Source organism: Methanolobus chelungpuianus (assembly GCF_024500045.1).
Classification (GTDB): Archaea; Halobacteriota; Methanosarcinia; order Methanosarcinales; family Methanosarcinaceae; genus Methanolobus; species Methanolobus chelungpuianus.
Genome location: NZ_JTEO01000004.1, coordinates 864,044 through 879,010, shown reverse-complemented (window position 1 = coordinate 879,010; position 14,967 = coordinate 864,044). Strand labels below are relative to the sequence as shown.

Here is a 14,967-nt window from a genome sequence, read left to right as displayed (position 1 = left end):
ATTAGTTTGGTTAATTCCTTTGTTTGTAGTTTATAGATTCACTACCGGTCAGAATTAACCGAACTGCCAAGATCCAACGTCGGACAGGAATACTTGGCTCCTGTCCCCACTTATTAGGCGGTGATTGTGATTGTTTTTCGCGCATTGCGCGAGGACTGCTACATTGCTTTTATCGTATATAAGCATTTCGACCCTTGAGAATCGATTGCAACGATATCGAGCTTTTCGCAGCGCATTTCCTCCGCATGATGCGAGGACTTCCTACAAGGCAATCTTGGTATTTATACCTTGCGACCAAACTTGGCCGAAGGCAAATATTGAAAGCCTTGGAAGAGATTTGAACATATTGCTATTCAAAGCATCTGCAAAAGCTTAATGGCGGCACAGAGCCACTCATTTTACCTTATGCAAGGATTTGGTTAAAGGCAGACTTTACATATATACCTTTTGCATCGCAGAAGTGAAAAAAACTGTTATGGGTGCTATATAAAAAGTTGCTTAGAAATTCCTTCCAGATTATAAAGAGTGCACCAGTCAGGCAATATTAGAAAAAATCAGCCCTGTGGAAGAACATTAGTTAAATTTTAAACACATAGTTCACAGAGGACACAGAGAATTAAATGTGACCTCATAATCCTCTTTTTAACCCCGTGTCCCTTAATCGATATTTGGGATGCTTTACAAGCACTTCTACAGAGCCAAAAATTCATATCAGCATTCTCCAACTAAGTGTCTGGCCCGGATAATAATAGTTTGACAGATTAGTTTGACAGATAATGATTTTATAATTATATTTATGAAAATCAAATAGGGAAGGGATAACAAATAGAAAAACTTAAATAAAACATAATATATGTCAGCAACTGTATCATTTAACCATATAGGTGGTAATCATGAAGAAAATAATGAGTATACTTTTGGTCTTTGTTATGATTGGACTGGTAGCAGTCTCAGGATGCACAGACACAGCTGATGAGGAAACCGTCGATGAGACAGTTGTTGATGAACAGCCAACAGAGGACGAAAGCTCCGAAGATGTAGCAAATGAGACTGTAGATGTTAACGAAACTTCCGGAGAAGATGTCGTTATTGGTGAAAATATTACTGCAGACATGAATGAGACCGTTGTCGAAGAAGATAACACGACTGCAGTAGAGACCACCGAATAAAGTAAGTACATTATATCCATTTCACAGTTTGACTTAACCAGGTCAAACACTCTTTTTAAAATCAATTTCAATCCACCATTGAGCAAAGGCTCTTGACCGGCAGTGGACAAACTGAGCTCAGTTCATACCTGAAACGGGACCGGAGCAGCATATACTGTTCATCCCAGCTCCGGATGTGATCTGTTCAATACCCGTGTCTCTTCTTTTTTAAAAACAGGATTGCAATGAAAGTTAACATCTGCATCAGTATTTCGCAAAGAGAATAAGATGCTACGACCAAAAGTTATCTTCTGTACTGAAAAGAAGGTGGTATGAAGTGAGTTATGCAAGATTAAGAACAGCACTGATAACTCTGTCCGTAGCATTCCTGTCAATAGGATTTGCCAATGCGGCCTGTTATCTGAACGTTGTCGAGGAAGGCAGTAGTGAGTATGATGGATATCTGAATGTGAGTTTGGACATACCAACATCACCTCCCTTCATTGCAGAGATGGTAATTACCGATGAGAACCAGGCCTTTTTCCCTGATGCGGCAATAGAGACAGTACTTGTTAATATTCCCGCTGACCAGATACAAAGAGTGACTGATTCTGAAGGTAATGAATGGGAAATAAACGAGGTCAGCGAAGAAGCAGATAGTTTAGGTACTTTCAGCACCAGCATTGAACCCGGCGAGGGTGCGGAGCCCACTCCTGCAGCTACAATCACCATAGATTTTGTTAACAGATGGAATGAATCTTTCCCAAGGAACGATGAAGGGTATCTCATCGCAGCAGAGATAACAAATATAGGAGAAAACCGTGACGAAAGTGCATGGGTAACTATTGGATTCTGTGAAGAGGGGACCCCTGTTGATGAAGCTCCTGCCGGAGGGAACGAAACAGAAACTGATAATGAAACAGTAACCGATGACAATGTTACTGACAACGAGACGATCATTGTTGACGATAATGAGACCATAATAATTATCGATGACAATGAGACCTCTGCCGTGGTGGACTGCTATCTGAACATTGTACAGGAAGACAAGAGTGAATACGAAGGACTGCTGAACGCAACCCTGACGGTCTATAACGAGACAAACAATACGGCTGAAATAGACCTGTCAAATGAAACTCTTGAGACGTTCCAGAATGCCAGTATCAGCACCATCCTGCTGAACGTGCCTGCAGAAGAGATCGACAATGTAACCGATGCTGAAGGAAATGAACTCAATATCACGGAAACAGATGTAAACGAAACAGATGACATGCCTTTCGGGCAGTTCCTGACAAGGATAACTTCAATAATATCCCACCAGGAAAAGAATGCCTTTGGAAGTTTCATCACCGAGATAATGGTCCCGGAAACCTCGAACGCTACCGGCCCCATAACCATCAGCTTCACTGACGAATGGGCAGGAGTGCCTCCTCCCAACAATGAAAGCTATGGTATTGCTCTCGAAGTACAGAATGTAGGGGAGATGGAGGAGGACAGTGCGTGGATAACTCTTGGATTCTGCGAGGTGAACGATACAGCAGCCAACGATACTGCGCCTGCGAACGACACCCAGGATATTTTCATTACGCTGGAGAGTGAGCATGAAAACATAACGGGCCTGCTTGAAGAAGCTATCGGGACCGGATCAATGGACACTTTTATGCAGGTCCGTGAGGAACTCTACATGCACATGACAGGAGAAGAGGAAGTCGTCTATCCGGCTCTCCGGGATATCGGACTCGAGGAACATGCCCTTATGGCCGAACAGGAGCATGAAGAAGTAAAGATGTTGATATCAGAGCTTGAAGTCATGGAGGAAGAAGATGAAACATGGACAACCACACTGATCGGGTTGCAACAAGCTTTGGAGGAGCACGTCATGCATGAAGAAGAGGTGATCTTCCCCCTTGTACAGGAACAGCTGAGCGCAGAAGAGGCACAGCGGCTTGAAGAAGAGTATCAGGATTCCAAAGGCCAGGCGAACACAGAAAGCATCAACACGACCGAAGTACAGGTAACATAAGCCCTCCTCCTGCAGAGACTTGACCGTTGTCCATATCTGCAAAGCAGTGTATGCCATCCCTGGAGGAAGGAATGCAATTTACTTCCTCCTTTACTTCTTTTTATGGAGACATATCCTAAAGGCCACAGGCCCTGATTGCGGCCCTTCCTGAATAAGATCTTTTGGGGGCGTACTGTACATTGGCAGTACGGTCCTGAACTTTATACATCAGCACCTGCAAGTTCAAGAAGAGCTTTGCCTTCAAGCCGGTATATCATCCATTCGGTATGGGCCTCTGCCCCAAGACGCTCATAGAACCTCCGGGCAGGATTCCAGTCAAGTGCGCTCCACTCCATCCTGAAGCAGCCCCGGTCCGCTGCAACACGCGCACAGTGTCTCATCAGTGCTTTTCCAACTCCTTTGCTCCTGAACCGGGGATACACAAAGAGGTCTTCGATATAGAGTCCCGGCCTGCCCAGGAAAGATGAGAAATTATGGAAGAAAATTGCAAATCCTGCAGGATCTTCACCCAGGTCGGCTATCACCGCTTCTGCATAAGGCCTTTCCCCGAAGAGGCACTTCCAGATGGCATCCTCGGTTGAGACCACATGACCACCGAGGTTCTCAAAATCCGCTAGTGCGCGCACAAACCGCATTATCAGTGCTGCATCTTTTTCAGTGGCCGGTCTGATGGTCAATAGCCTGTGGTCTGATATCTCACTCATAGTGGCACCTGTCAAAGAACATGTAAACTATGCCTCAACTGAAAGTACTTATCAGTGATGAGTTTTTCCTTTCAGCATCTCCGCTCGCCTATCCGGAAATCGTCATTTTTATGACTATATGAGAAGGGAAATGCACAATGTCTATATGCCAGACGAAGGGAGCATATATTGAGGCGGTAACTATCCAAAAAACATAAAAATCTCAAAACGGACTGGTGGTGTGTCGCGAACAGGACCTCTGCATTTGCCATGTGGCTGCTCTTTGGAATGGCAGTTACATACCTATGGTACTGCTTTACGCAGGCATGGACCTTACAGGAGGAATTCTAGATAGAGGCTGTTTACCAACCCTACATCCTGTTTTATGTCTAGAGCAGAATATATGAACGATGATAGTCATATTTACCCGCATGGGCCTGCTTAAGAAGTTCCTCCTGAGCACTGCAGTTTCTATCCTTATAGCGGTAACTGTAACTGCACTATTAGAGGACAGGATATTCTTTTCCGCTTTTCTGGGAATACCGGCAGGTATTGTGACCTTTATTGCTTCTTTTGCATATCTGAGCTCAAAAGAGATGAATGAACGGCCATAGAGAGAAAGCAAGGAGAAGATATAGTACAATAGTCCCGGAGAATGTAAATTATGCCTGTAATGACAATACTTTCCTGCAAGATACTGCAGGACGAGATAGTCCATCTCCTTGAGAGGGACCCTGCAGTAAATGAAATAATTGTCGTGAAGAACAATGAAGAGCAGGAACTGATCTCAAAAATGGATGCTGCCGGCCTCCATTATACACTTATGGACCTGGAACAGCTGCCGCCCTCCCCCCAGAGAATGGATCCGGAAAAATTCACTGTGATCATCTGCCTCGTTGAGCTGGCACTACATGAATTCCCAAAGACCCTTAAAGTAGAGGTATATGAAAGGATTGGCCGGATGACGACATATTCGGACGGTATCCTGCTGTTCTACGGACTGTGCGGTAATGTACTGGATAAGGTCGAAGAGGATTTCAGGGGTCAGGAAAACACATGCCCCGTGAGGATACTGCGGGACGAAAAGAGGATCGTGGATGACTGCATCGGTGCCACCCTTGGGGGCGGGGATGAATATCTGAAGACCCTTAAAATGCTCAGCAGCCAGGGAACCTTCCTCTTCACGCCCATGTACGCCCATTCCTGGAGGGAGATCATGCGGGTGGACCCTGAAAAACCAGAGAAGACGCTGAAGATGCTCAGGAAGGTCAATGAGATCACAGGCTACAAGAGGGTTGCAAAAGTGAACACAGGCCTGAATTACACCGAAAATTTCCATGAAAAAGTAGAGGAATTCGCGCAGATATTTGATTTTGACATACTCGAGTTAGAAGGTAACCAGAGGATATTCCAGGATTGCTACGCATCCATGAAAAAACTAATGGGCCTCCCCGGAATGATGTGAGAAAGGTATATACAAGATAGAAGCCAAATTTATCCAGAACACGATTGAATGCCAAAACGGGGAAAACGGCAACATTCAAAGACAGGATACTTATCGTTCCACAGACAGCGGCATTTGCACTGAGGTTATGGCATATAAGTCACTTTCGATAACACCTGTCTGCTCAGCTGGAGATACTATGGCATCAGGAGAAGAGTTACTCGAGGAAGGCAACGAAGTTGCGACCTTCGCAGCAGGATGTTTCTGGGGAGTTGAAGCGACTTTCAGGAAAGTCAAAGGTGTAAAGTACACACAGGTCGGCTATACAGGAGGGGATTTTGTTGATCCCACATACAAGGACGTCTGCAGCGGTGAGACAGGCCACGCGGAAGCTGTGGAAGTCATCTTTGATCCGAAGGAGGTCCCTTATGAAAAGCTGCTGGAGCTTTTCTGGGCCATGCATGACCCGACAACACCAAACCGCCAGGGACCGGACATCGGAAGCCAGTACAGGTCTGCAGTGTTCTACCACAATGAGGAACAGAGGGATGCAGCCTTTAGATGTAAAAAGAAGCTCCAGGAATCGGGACAATACAGGAGGGACATTGTCACTGAGATCGTTCCTGCGGGCGCATTCTACCGCGCTGAGGAATACCACCAGCAGTATTTCGAGAAGACCGGCGGCTCAGGAGGATGCCACATCCGGTAAAGAAGCCAAAAGCCTATTATCCTATAAAGAAAATCTGTAAGTGGTGAATACATGGAAGAGTTCACGCTTGAAGAGGTTGCAAAGTATAACGGCAGGAATGGCCAGAGGGCATATGTAGTCTACTCCGGCAAGGTATATGACGTGACAGACAGTGATTTCTGGGACGGGGGAGAACACATGGGGTTACACGAAGCAGGTACGGACCTGACAGAGGCTCTTGACATGGAAGCTCCCCATGAGAACGACTCCCTGGACAATTTCAAGGTCGTAGGAGTTATCAGGAAATAAGCTGAAAAGCTTAATCTTTTTTAGTATCAGGCCATATTTGTCCCGAAGCAGACTTCCTTTCTTATCAGCGAGTGTTTTTTATAACTGCCCTGCTTCATAGACAGCATCTTGAAGGTGATCTTTTGGTAAAGGTACTTGCAACAGGAACATTTGATATTCTCCATCCGGGACATGTCCTCTATCTCAGCAGGGCACGTGAACTGGGAGACGAGCTTTATGTGATAGTTGCAAGAAGCTCCATGGTAAGGCATAAGCCAAAGCCTGTGATCCCGGACGAACAGAGGCTGAAGATGGTAAGTGCTCTCAAGGTGGTTGACAGGGCGGTGCTGGGAAGCGAAAGCGATATGTTCGAACCCATCAGGGAGATCAGGCCCGATATTATTGCTCTTGGCTATGACCAGACCTTTGATACCGAAAGCCTCGAAAGGGAGCTCCGTGAACGCAGTATTGATGCCAAGGTCGTACGCATCAGTGACTCAAAGACATGTGCACTGTGCAGCACCGGCAAAATAATTAAAAAAGTCATAGAGCGCTACGAGGATGCGCCCTGAGGCCTTCAAGTCGTCAGAACCGGCCTAAGCCGAAATGTAAGCCGGATCAAATCAATGCGTCTTCTATCCTTGCAAGCCCTTCCTTGATCCGGTCAAGGGATGTTGCATAGGACAGTCTTATAAAGTTGCGGCCGCTTTCCCCGAAAGCAGAACCTGCCGTCACCGCAACATGGGCATCCATGAGGAGCCTTTCAGCAATCCTGTCACCATCACCGAATTCGCTTACATCGGCAAAGGCATAGAAAGCACCGCCCGGCATCTGGCATTTGATCCCCATCGCATTGAGCTCATCAATGAGCAGGTCGCGCCTTGCCCTGAACTCCTTTACCATTTCAGCCATGGGTTCCTGCGGGCCTCTGAGGGCTGCTATACCTCCATGCTGTACGAAAGTGGTGGTATTGCTGATAGAGTGGGACTGTATCTTGAGCATGCCTTCGAATATATCGGGCCTGGCGCATACGTAGCCCAGTCTCCAGCCGGTCATTGCATATGCCTTGGAAAAGCCGTTGACTGTAACCGTCCTGTCCTGCATGCCTTCCATTGAGCCTATGCTCAGGTGCTCCCTGTCATAGATGATCTTCTCGTATATCTCATCCGAGAGCACGAGCAGGTCATGGTCGATCGCAATATCTGCAATGTTCTTCAGGGTCTGCCTGTCATATACAGCACCTGTGGGATTACCCGGACTGTTGACAACTATAAGCCTGGTCCTGTCAGTAATATACTCTTCCAGGTCCTGGGGCTTAAAAGCATCAGTGGCATCAGTGGGCACCCATACAGGGTTGGCACCTGCAAACTTGACCGCAGAATCATAGGATACCCATGCAGGGTCAAAGAGGATAGCCTCATCGCCATCATCCAGGACCGTAAGCATGAACTCAAAGATCGCCTGCTTCGCACCGGGAGTTACAAGCACATCAGACCCTTTTACATCAAGCTTGTTCTCCGTCCTGAGCTTCTCGGCTATGGCGTCCCTGAGATCGGGAAGGCCGGCGGACGGCGAATAGTGGGTCTCGCCCCGGAACATTGCATTGCAGGCAGCATCACATATATGTTGCGGAGTGTCGAAATCCGGCTCACCCAGACTGAAACTGACGACGTCCACGCCCTGTTGCCTTAGTTTAGTAGCCATGTTCGCAACTTTGATAGTTGCGGATTCTTCCACCCTTTTTAACCTAGATGATGCCATGGAGAGTCCTACCCTACTACAAACTATATAAACGTATCCTCTCTATCAAAGACGCTGCACCAGCTTGACAGCAGCCTCTACGGCACGCTTTCCATAGTCAAGGCGCTCATGCGCCTCCATCCTTGTCATGCCGGGTCCCGCAATACCGAGGGTCACGGGCTTGTTATACTCCAGGGAAAGGTCCGTTATCTTCCTTGCTGCATGCTGGACAACAATCTCATCGTGCTCGGTGGCACCCTCGATGACAATCCCCATGGTCACAACTGCATCCACATCTTTCCTCTCGCACATCTTCTTGATAGCGAGAGGCATGTCATATACACCCGGCACCAGTATCTTTGCAATTACCTCGGCCCCGAGGAACTTCGCATGCTCTTCGCCAAGCAGTTCCATCTGGTATGTAAGGTCCCTGTTGAATTCGGCTATAACAAATCCCAGTCTGATGGTCATATCAATCACCGCGTTAATATTTAGTTAATGTTCTAGTAGATAGGCATTCCAGAATTATCAAATTCCCTGTAAGTCGGACAAGACGATATCACATTCTTGCAGGCCCGACGTCCTCGAATCCCTGGCGCTGCCCTGTTCCTGCTTCCCTGATCATCTGTTCAGGCTTGAACAGCATCTTGACAACATTCAGTGCATGCTCCCTGGAACGCTGCTCCATCAAAAAAGCAAGTTCCTTAGCATCCCTTGCTTCATCCTCATGGACAAAGACCTCGATGATATGGGTATTTGTCATAAGCTGGGCCTGGATCAGGCCTGTGGATGCCTCATGGGCACACACCTTGTCGGTAGGCTTTGAGCCGGGCATGCCAAGGGCTACGACCATGTCACAGCCCTCCTCCTCAATGAGCTTCTTGGCTGCCACAGGCAGGTCCTTGACTCCAGGCACAGTGCGGCGGATGATCCTCACAGAGACATGCTTCTGGATCTCGTCCACCGCAGCCTTGCCCATGTTGAAGCGTGCAAATGTTGTATCGACAACTCCGATAGTCGGCATGTTCACCTGTTCTCTCCGGTTCAGAGCAGGGTGTCAAGCACCTCGCTTGCAGCCTCCAGTCCTGTTCCCAGTTCAGAGATAACACCTCTCTTCATGAGCACTACCTCAAGCTGCTGGAGGGTCAGCATGATATCCTTGGGCATTACATTACCCATGTTGCCTATCCTGAATATCTTGCCGCTGAGCTGGTCCTGGCCGCCGGCGATGATGATACCCCTCTTCTTCATATCCTTCTTGATGTCGTCGCCACTTACACCCTCAGGTGCCTTCATGGCTGAGACTGTGTTGGAGTACCTGGTCTCGCCTTTAAGCTGCGGGAACATCTCTATACCCAGGGCGGACATAGCAGCACGCACTGCAGCTCCTTCGGTGGTGTGGCGCTTAATCCTTGCATCCATGCCCTCTTCCTTTACAATGTGGAGGGATTCCTGAAGCGCAAAGAACAGCGAGACCGCAGGCGTGTAGGGAGTCTGGGTGCTCTCCTTGTCCGCACTCTTCTTGTAAGCCTTAAGGTCAAGGTAGTATGGCATCCTGTCCATGCCCTTCATTACCTCGAATGCGCGCTCGCTGACAGACACCATAGCCAAGCCTGGTGGTGCAGCAATACATTTCTGGGAGCCGGTCACTGCGATGTCAACACCCCATTCGTCTATCCTTACATCATCGCCGCCAATGGAAGTGATACCGTCCATGATGAAGAGCGCATCGTGCTTCTTTGTAAGCTTGCCTATTTCCTTTGCGGGGTTGAGGATACCTGCTGAGGTTTCGTTGTGCACGAGGGTCAGGATCTTTGCGCCTTCCTCAAGCTTTCTCTCGACCTCGTCCAGGTCGAAGGAGTGACCCCACTCGGCCTTTACAGGATTGACCTTCCCGTACCTTGATGCGATGCTCTTGAACCTCTCGCCGAACTTACCGTTCTCCAGGGTCACAGCCGTATCCTGGCTGCCTAATGTACATCCCACGGCAGCCTCCATGCCTGCGGAACCTGAACCGCTGATGACAAAGATATCGTTCTTGGTCTTGAAGACGTCAGCCATTATCTCGCGGCAGTCGTCATACATGGCTGCGAATTCCGAGCCTCTGTGGTTGATCATGGGCTTTGACATCGCCCTGAGAACACGAGGTGCCACAGGAACAGGCCCGGGCATCATAAGTAATGTATCTTCTAGTTCCATGCAAATTTCCTCTGTGGTTTTTAATACATGTGAAAGTGCGTGATTGATGAATCTCCTGTGGTTAACGGGATGAAGAGACACAAAATGGTTTCTGATCCCCTTAAAGACAGTCCAATACCTGCCTGATTATGTAAGCCTATTATATAATCCTGACTGGACCTGTTTTGGGCCTGGCTGTGAGACCATTAAGAAATCATTCGTTCAGCAGCTGCATGACATCATGCTTGGTAACGACTCCCACCACCTGCCCCTTCTCAAGCACAAGGACTGCCGGATTCCTTTCGAGGATATGGGACACTACCTTGATATCAGCTTTGGGGGAAACGGTCGGGAAAGAGTCGCCCATCATTTCCTTGATGATCATCTGCGAGACCATGGATTTCTTTTTGTCAGCCAGGGACCTTACGATCATCTCCTCGGAAATGCTTCCCACCGGGACGCCGTTGGATATGACCGGGATCTGGGAGATATGATACCTGCCCATTATCTGGACCGCCGCATCCACCTGCTCCTCGGGGGAGACAGAGATCACTTCGGTGTTCATGATGTTGACAACAAGGATATCTTCCTTTTCCGCGTCCTCGAAAACCTCTATTATCTTTCTCAGGGTGGACAGTCGCGGGTCCACATCCCCTGATTCTATACGCGCGATCAGGGGCTGGCTGACGCCTGCGCGCTTTGCAAGGTCGCTCTGCGTAAGGCCCAGTTCTGTCCTTTTCTGTTTTATCTCATCAGGCGTGGGAAGTTGCATGAATATTACTGATAGTTATTATAATATTTAAGCCATTACGTTCCAAACAGAGGATTATAAAAATGACAGATACTCAAAAGGAAATATTAGCGCCATATAAAAAAGACAAATGAAAAAGGACAAGAGAGACAGGGTATTGCACCCCTGCCAAAGCATTAATAACTATTCTCATGTGTTGGTATTATATTCTGTGACAGTACCGTCCTCTGCCACAAAACGCATGTGGCCGTCCTTCATGGTCATTTCACTGACCAGCTTGCCATCTGCGTCATAATATTTCCAGTTGAACCTGTTGCCATCCTCGGACCACATGTAATCGATCCTGGCGTATTCATCATCAGGGTTGTTGGAATTGAACTGGGCCTTGCACATCTCCACGCCGTCAATTACCTCAGAACCTGTGATCTCCATGGAGACATCCTCTCCGGTACTGGGATTTGACGATTTCCAGGAACTTCCGACCGGACACCAGTCGTCTTGGCTGTCCCCGCTTGCAGAGTACTCATACTGAACGCCGTCTTCTTCGTATGTCACAGTTTCATCATCACTGCCAGTGCAGCCGGACACTGCCAGCGCAAGGACAGCCACCACCAGAACAAGTAACCATTTTGTTTGCATAATAACCACGCTTAATGCTCTTGCCAGAATGGATTTAAACTTATCGATTTATTCAGAGAGTTATCTGAAATAGATGAACAGGCCGGCTACATATGACAGGTATACACCTAACAGCAGGACACCTTCCCATCTTTCGAGTTTCCTCCTGGTTATGCCGAAGACCACCAGCATCACCATTATCAGGAGCATCACCGGGAAATCATACATTATGGACTGGGGCAGGATCTCCAGGGTCCTTATCTGCGAGGAAACACCCAGGATGAGAGTGATATCCATGATGTTGGCACCCAGTATATTACCGATGGAAATATCCTGATGACCTTTAAGAGTTGAGGAAACTGCAGTGATGAGCTCCGGGAGAGAGGTGCCAAGAGCCACGAGGGTCAGGCCTATCAGCATCTGAGGCACTCCCAGCCATTCCGCTATGGATATGCCGGCATCAACAAGTATACGGCTGCCCAGCACTACCAGAAGCGCACCCGTGAGAAAAAGGAGGATATCCTTTTTCATTTCCAGCAAAGGTGTGCGCTCCCGCCTGTTCTCAGCCCCGTCGAACACAGCCCTCTGAAGCTTGTAATTATAATACATGAAGCCCAGGAAGACCAGAAGAAGGAGGATGCCGTCAAAAGATGAGAGTTTGCCGTCCAGGGTCGTCAGGATCAGCAACACGCCTGAGACGAGCATAAAAGCGCCTTTACGCAGGAAACTGTGCTTATCAACATCAATGACCCGGATAGCAACGATAAAGCCCAGCACAAGGCCGATATTACATATGGCAGACCCTACTGCATTGCCTACTGAAAGGTCAACGTGTCCCATATGCGCTGCCGTTACAGATACTGCAAACTCCGGAGACGTAGTGGCAAAACTGACTATAGTGGCGCCTACTATGATCTTTGGGATACCGCTCTTCTCAGAGATGGAAACTGCTGATTCAACGAACCAGTCAGCCCCCTTGGTGATCATCAGCAGACTCAGGATAAGCAGTAAGGCAGTCTCCAGTACCATGAAGGCAGTTAATAGAGCGTATGGCATTTAAAGCTGTTCAGCATGGCAGGACACCAGGGCAAAAGCCACACAAAGCTTATTTGCCTTTTCTTATATTAGCAGGGTTGCAATAATTTCAGCCAGACAAGGCCGGCCTGTTAAAGATACTACAATTTCACCAGAAAGAGATGATCCAATGAAGATCCACCCACGATGCACATACTGCCTGCTCTCAAGGATACACATGGAAGCGGAGCTATCCACGGCTGACGAGGAACTGACCCACAGGGCCATCCGGGGAGGGATAGAAATCCTGAACAGCAAATATACTCCGGGAATGCCTGCTGCAGCCCTCTCAACATTGATGCACAGGAAAGCCTACGAGATACTCGACGATAATGATCCCTACAGAGAAAAGAAGGAGCTGAGCAGCAGGACAGCAGAAAGGTTCCTTCCTGTGATCAGGTCCCATGTGTTCAATGGTGACAGCAATGATGCGGCCACTTTCAGGCGTGCCGTGCTCGCAGCAGTTATCGGGAACTACTTTGATTACGGGGTCATGGGACTGGATGTGCCCATCGATATCTTTGACAGGACGTTCACAGAGCATTTCAGGCGGGGCCTGGATATAGATGATACGGACGGGATGCTGAAAAGGCTGGATGACGTGGTTTATCTTGCAGATAACTGCGGGGAGATCCTCATCGATACACTGGTCTTCGAGGTCATCAGAAAGCTGGGTGGGAAGATCACACTGGTCGTGCGCGGCGCTCCCATACTGAACGATGCGACGATGGATGAGGTTGAAAGGTTCAGGATTGCGGAAAAGGTGGACCGTGTGCTTACCACGGGTTCCAATGCCATCGGCGTCTCTATGGATGAGGCGCCTGCAGAGCTGAAAGAAGCGCTGGCAAACGCATCCCTCATTATCAGTAAAGGCATGGCCAATTATGAGACCATGTCAGAAGAGAATTATAGACCTATAGCCTATTTATTAAAGGTTAAGTGCGGTCCGGTGGGAGAAGATATAGGCGCCCCTCTGGGATGTTCTGTGGCCAGGTTGTTAGAATAGGGAGGAATAGGATGTGCGAGCTTAAAGTGGTGCTCCTGAAGGACGGTGAGCGCAAAACAGTTATGGAATCCGTTACAAAGATGCTTGTTGTGGGTGGCTCCGTCGAGCTTTATAGTATTCTTGGCGAGAAGGAGACCGTAGCAGGTTCTATCAAAGAGGTCGATTTCTCAAAAGGGGAAACTATAATAATCGGATAATGATATACCTACTCAAAAAGTTTGCATCCGGACAGGATACAGACCCTTCACGGGTCTATTTTCAATTTACAAAACATCGACAGATCAAATACTAGACAGAAGGTACAAGAGATGGCTAAGGTAAAAGTGGCAATAAACGGTTACGGCACCATAGGTAAGAGAGTTGCAGATGCGGTGAACCTGCAGAATGACATGGAGGTCGTGGGCATTTCCAAGACCAGACCCAACTTCGAGACCATGCTTGCACACGAGAAGGGTTATCCTGTATACACCCTTACAGAGAAGGCAGATGCAATGAAAAAGGCAGGCATACCCGTGGCGGGCACCATAGAGGATATGGTCGCCAACGCCGATGTTGTGGTCGACTGTACTCCTGGCGGTGTCGGAGAGGAGAACAAGGGCCTTTACGAGAAGGCAGGCGTCAAGGCCATATGGCAGGGCGGCGAGGAGCATGAGCTTGCAGGAGTTTCCTTCAATGCATCAGCCAACTATGAGGAAGCTTTCGGGAAGGACTTTGTAAGGGTGGTATCCTGTAACACTACCGGGCTGTGCAGGGTCATTTACCCGCTGGACCGGCAGTTCGGGGTCAACAAGGTAAGGGTGACCCTCATGAGAAGGGCAGCCGACCCCAGGGATGTGAAGAAGGGACCTATCAACGCAATAGTGCCAAACCCGATCAAACTGCCTTCACACCACGGCCCCGATGTCAAGATGGTGATGCCTCACATCAATATCGTGTCAACTGCAGTAAAGCTTCCTACAACCCTCATGCACGTGCATACAGTCAACATGGAGCTTGATAAAGAATGCTCCGCGGAGGACGTGAGGAGCATATTCAAAGAGCAGTCCCGCGTAAGGCTCATAGGCCAGGGCATTGGCTCCACTGCAGAGATAATCGAACTTGGAAGGGATCTCGGGCGCCCAAGGAACGACATGTGGGAGAACTGCGTGTGGGATGACTCCGTCACCATGCATGAAGGCGAACTCTATTTCTTCCAGGCCATCCACCAGGAATCCATTGTGATCCCGGACAATGTGGATGCTATCCGCTCCATGATGGAGCTTGAGAAGGACGGCGCAAGATCAATAGCCAAGACAAACAGGGCAATGGGTATCTGATACCCATTCT

Annotated in this window: 18 protein-coding genes; 10 read left to right on the top strand and 8 right to left on the bottom strand. The window is 48.4% G+C overall.

Annotation, left to right across the window (positions count from 1 at the left end; genetic code table 11):
- The first annotated feature begins 893 nt into the window (after nt 1-893).
- Complete coding sequence (locus tag PV02_RS09050; RefSeq protein ID WP_256623048.1) at nt 894-1,169, top strand: hypothetical protein; 276 nt, start codon at nt 894-896, stop codon at nt 1,167-1,169.
- A gap of 316 nt (nt 1,170-1,485) precedes the next feature.
- The gene (locus tag PV02_RS13300; protein WP_256623047.1) at nt 1,486-3,171 is read left to right on the top strand and encodes a hemerythrin domain-containing protein; all 1,686 of its coding nucleotides are present in this window, start codon (nt 1,486-1,488) and stop codon (nt 3,169-3,171) included.
- Between the two features lie 200 nt (nt 3,172-3,371).
- Here PV02_RS13300 and PV02_RS09040 read toward each other — a convergent pair whose 3' ends face one another.
- Nucleotides 3,372-3,875 (bottom strand): GNAT family N-acetyltransferase, encoded by a 504-nt coding sequence (locus PV02_RS09040; protein WP_256623046.1) that lies wholly within the window; start codon nt 3,873-3,875, stop codon nt 3,372-3,374.
- Nucleotides 3,876-4,264: 389 nt separating this feature from the next.
- On the opposite strand from PV02_RS09040, the gene PV02_RS09035 reads away from it, so the two are divergent.
- From PV02_RS09035 to PV02_RS09015, 5 genes are all read left to right on the top strand, one after another.
- Nucleotides 4,265-4,468, top strand: a complete 204-nt coding sequence (locus PV02_RS09035) for a DUF8147 domain-containing protein (RefSeq protein ID WP_256623045.1) — start codon at nt 4,265-4,267, stop codon at nt 4,466-4,468.
- Between the two features lie 50 nt (nt 4,469-4,518).
- Nucleotides 4,519-5,319, top strand: a complete 801-nt coding sequence (locus PV02_RS09030) for a DUF1638 domain-containing protein (RefSeq protein WP_256623044.1) — start codon at nt 4,519-4,521, stop codon at nt 5,317-5,319.
- A gap of 178 nt (nt 5,320-5,497) precedes the next feature.
- Entirely contained in the window at nt 5,498-6,007 is a 510-nt protein-coding gene (gene msrA / locus PV02_RS09025) for a peptide-methionine (S)-S-oxide reductase MsrA (protein WP_256623043.1), read from the top strand.
- Between the two features lie 51 nt (nt 6,008-6,058).
- Nucleotides 6,059-6,295: a cytochrome b5 domain-containing protein gene (locus PV02_RS09020; protein WP_256623042.1), complete on the top strand. Its 237-nt coding sequence runs from the start codon at nt 6,059-6,061 to the stop codon at nt 6,293-6,295.
- Between the two features lie 89 nt (nt 6,296-6,384).
- Nucleotides 6,385-6,846: an FAD synthase family protein gene (locus PV02_RS09015; RefSeq protein ID WP_256623087.1), complete on the top strand. Its 462-nt coding sequence runs from the start codon at nt 6,385-6,387 to the stop codon at nt 6,844-6,846.
- A 46-nt stretch (nt 6,847-6,892) separates the two neighbouring features.
- Here PV02_RS09015 and PV02_RS09010 read toward each other — a convergent pair whose 3' ends face one another.
- The 7 genes from PV02_RS09010 to PV02_RS08980 form a co-directional block, all read right to left on the bottom strand.
- On the bottom strand, nt 6,893-8,035 hold the full coding sequence (locus PV02_RS09010) for a pyridoxal phosphate-dependent aminotransferase (RefSeq protein ID WP_256623041.1): 1,143 nt from the start codon (nt 8,033-8,035) through the stop codon (nt 6,893-6,895).
- A gap of 45 nt (nt 8,036-8,080) precedes the next feature.
- Nucleotides 8,081-8,485, bottom strand: a complete 405-nt coding sequence (ribH, locus tag PV02_RS09005; RefSeq protein ID WP_256623040.1) for a 6,7-dimethyl-8-ribityllumazine synthase — start codon at nt 8,483-8,485, stop codon at nt 8,081-8,083.
- Between the two features lie 88 nt (nt 8,486-8,573).
- Complete coding sequence (ribC, locus tag PV02_RS09000) at nt 8,574-9,038, bottom strand: riboflavin synthase (RefSeq protein ID WP_256623039.1); 465 nt, start codon at nt 9,036-9,038, stop codon at nt 8,574-8,576.
- A gap of 20 nt (nt 9,039-9,058) precedes the next feature.
- Nucleotides 9,059-10,213 carry a pyridoxal-phosphate-dependent aminotransferase family protein gene (locus tag PV02_RS08995; protein ID WP_256623038.1) on the bottom strand — a complete coding sequence of 385 codons (1,155 nt, stop codon included), beginning with the start codon at nt 10,211-10,213 and terminating at the stop codon, nt 9,059-9,061.
- Between the two features lie 193 nt (nt 10,214-10,406).
- Complete coding sequence (locus tag PV02_RS08990) at nt 10,407-10,964, bottom strand: CBS domain-containing protein (RefSeq protein WP_256623037.1); 558 nt, start codon at nt 10,962-10,964, stop codon at nt 10,407-10,409.
- A 168-nt stretch (nt 10,965-11,132) separates the two neighbouring features.
- Nucleotides 11,133-11,582, bottom strand: coding sequence for a membrane-binding protein (locus PV02_RS08985; protein ID WP_256623036.1), 450 nt, complete (start codon nt 11,580-11,582; stop codon nt 11,133-11,135).
- Nucleotides 11,583-11,642: 60 nt separating this feature from the next.
- Complete coding sequence (locus PV02_RS08980; RefSeq protein WP_256623035.1) at nt 11,643-12,590, bottom strand: calcium/sodium antiporter; 948 nt, start codon at nt 12,588-12,590, stop codon at nt 11,643-11,645.
- A 175-nt stretch (nt 12,591-12,765) separates the two neighbouring features.
- On the opposite strand from PV02_RS08980, the gene PV02_RS08975 reads away from it, so the two are divergent.
- From PV02_RS08975 to PV02_RS08965, 3 genes are all read left to right on the top strand, one after another.
- Entirely contained in the window at nt 12,766-13,641 is an 876-nt protein-coding gene (locus tag PV02_RS08975; RefSeq protein WP_256623034.1) for a damage-control phosphatase ARMT1 family protein, read from the top strand.
- Between the two features lie 11 nt (nt 13,642-13,652).
- Nucleotides 13,653-13,838 carry a CooT family nickel-binding protein gene (locus tag PV02_RS08970; protein WP_256623033.1) on the top strand — a complete coding sequence of 62 codons (186 nt, stop codon included), beginning with the start codon at nt 13,653-13,655 and terminating at the stop codon, nt 13,836-13,838.
- A 111-nt stretch (nt 13,839-13,949) separates the two neighbouring features.
- Entirely contained in the window at nt 13,950-14,957 is a 1,008-nt protein-coding gene (locus PV02_RS08965; RefSeq protein WP_256623032.1) for a type II glyceraldehyde-3-phosphate dehydrogenase, read from the top strand.
- The last annotated feature ends 10 nt before the right edge of the window (nt 14,958-14,967 follow it).

What these genes read in the sequence shown, in the direction of transcription:
- PV02_RS09020 (WP_256623042.1), top strand. Translation starts at nt 6,059, where the DNA reads ATGGAAGAGTTCACGCTTGAAGAGGTTGCAAAGTATAACGGCAGGAAT.
- PV02_RS09010 (WP_256623041.1), bottom strand. Translation starts at nt 8,035, where the DNA reads ATGGCATCATCTAGGTTAAAAAGGGTGGAAGAATCCGCAACTATCAAA.
- msrA (WP_256623043.1), top strand. Translation starts at nt 5,498, where the DNA reads ATGGCATCAGGAGAAGAGTTACTCGAGGAAGGCAACGAAGTTGCGACC.
- PV02_RS08995 (WP_256623038.1), bottom strand. Translation starts at nt 10,213, where the DNA reads ATGGAACTAGAAGATACATTACTTATGATGCCCGGGCCTGTTCCTGTG.
- ribH (WP_256623040.1), bottom strand. Translation starts at nt 8,485, where the DNA reads ATGACCATCAGACTGGGATTTGTTATAGCCGAATTCAACAGGGACCTT.
- PV02_RS09035 (WP_256623045.1), top strand. Translation starts at nt 4,265, where the DNA reads ATGATAGTCATATTTACCCGCATGGGCCTGCTTAAGAAGTTCCTCCTG.
- PV02_RS08970 (WP_256623033.1), top strand. Translation starts at nt 13,653, where the DNA reads ATGTGCGAGCTTAAAGTGGTGCTCCTGAAGGACGGTGAGCGCAAAACA.
- PV02_RS08975 (WP_256623034.1), top strand. Translation starts at nt 12,766, where the DNA reads ATGAAGATCCACCCACGATGCACATACTGCCTGCTCTCAAGGATACAC.
- PV02_RS09040 (WP_256623046.1), bottom strand. Translation starts at nt 3,875, where the DNA reads ATGAGTGAGATATCAGACCACAGGCTATTGACCATCAGACCGGCCACT.
- PV02_RS08990 (WP_256623037.1), bottom strand. Translation starts at nt 10,964, where the DNA reads ATGCAACTTCCCACGCCTGATGAGATAAAACAGAAAAGGACAGAACTG.
- PV02_RS08985 (WP_256623036.1), bottom strand. Translation starts at nt 11,582, where the DNA reads ATGCAAACAAAATGGTTACTTGTTCTGGTGGTGGCTGTCCTTGCGCTG.
- PV02_RS08980 (WP_256623035.1), bottom strand. Translation starts at nt 12,590, where the DNA reads ATGGTACTGGAGACTGCCTTACTGCTTATCCTGAGTCTGCTGATGATC.
- ribC (WP_256623039.1), bottom strand. Translation starts at nt 9,038, where the DNA reads ATGCCGACTATCGGAGTTGTCGATACAACATTTGCACGCTTCAACATG.
- PV02_RS09050 (WP_256623048.1), top strand. Translation starts at nt 894, where the DNA reads ATGAAGAAAATAATGAGTATACTTTTGGTCTTTGTTATGATTGGACTG.
- PV02_RS09030 (WP_256623044.1), top strand. Translation starts at nt 4,519, where the DNA reads ATGCCTGTAATGACAATACTTTCCTGCAAGATACTGCAGGACGAGATA.
- PV02_RS08965 (WP_256623032.1), top strand. Translation starts at nt 13,950, where the DNA reads ATGGCTAAGGTAAAAGTGGCAATAAACGGTTACGGCACCATAGGTAAG.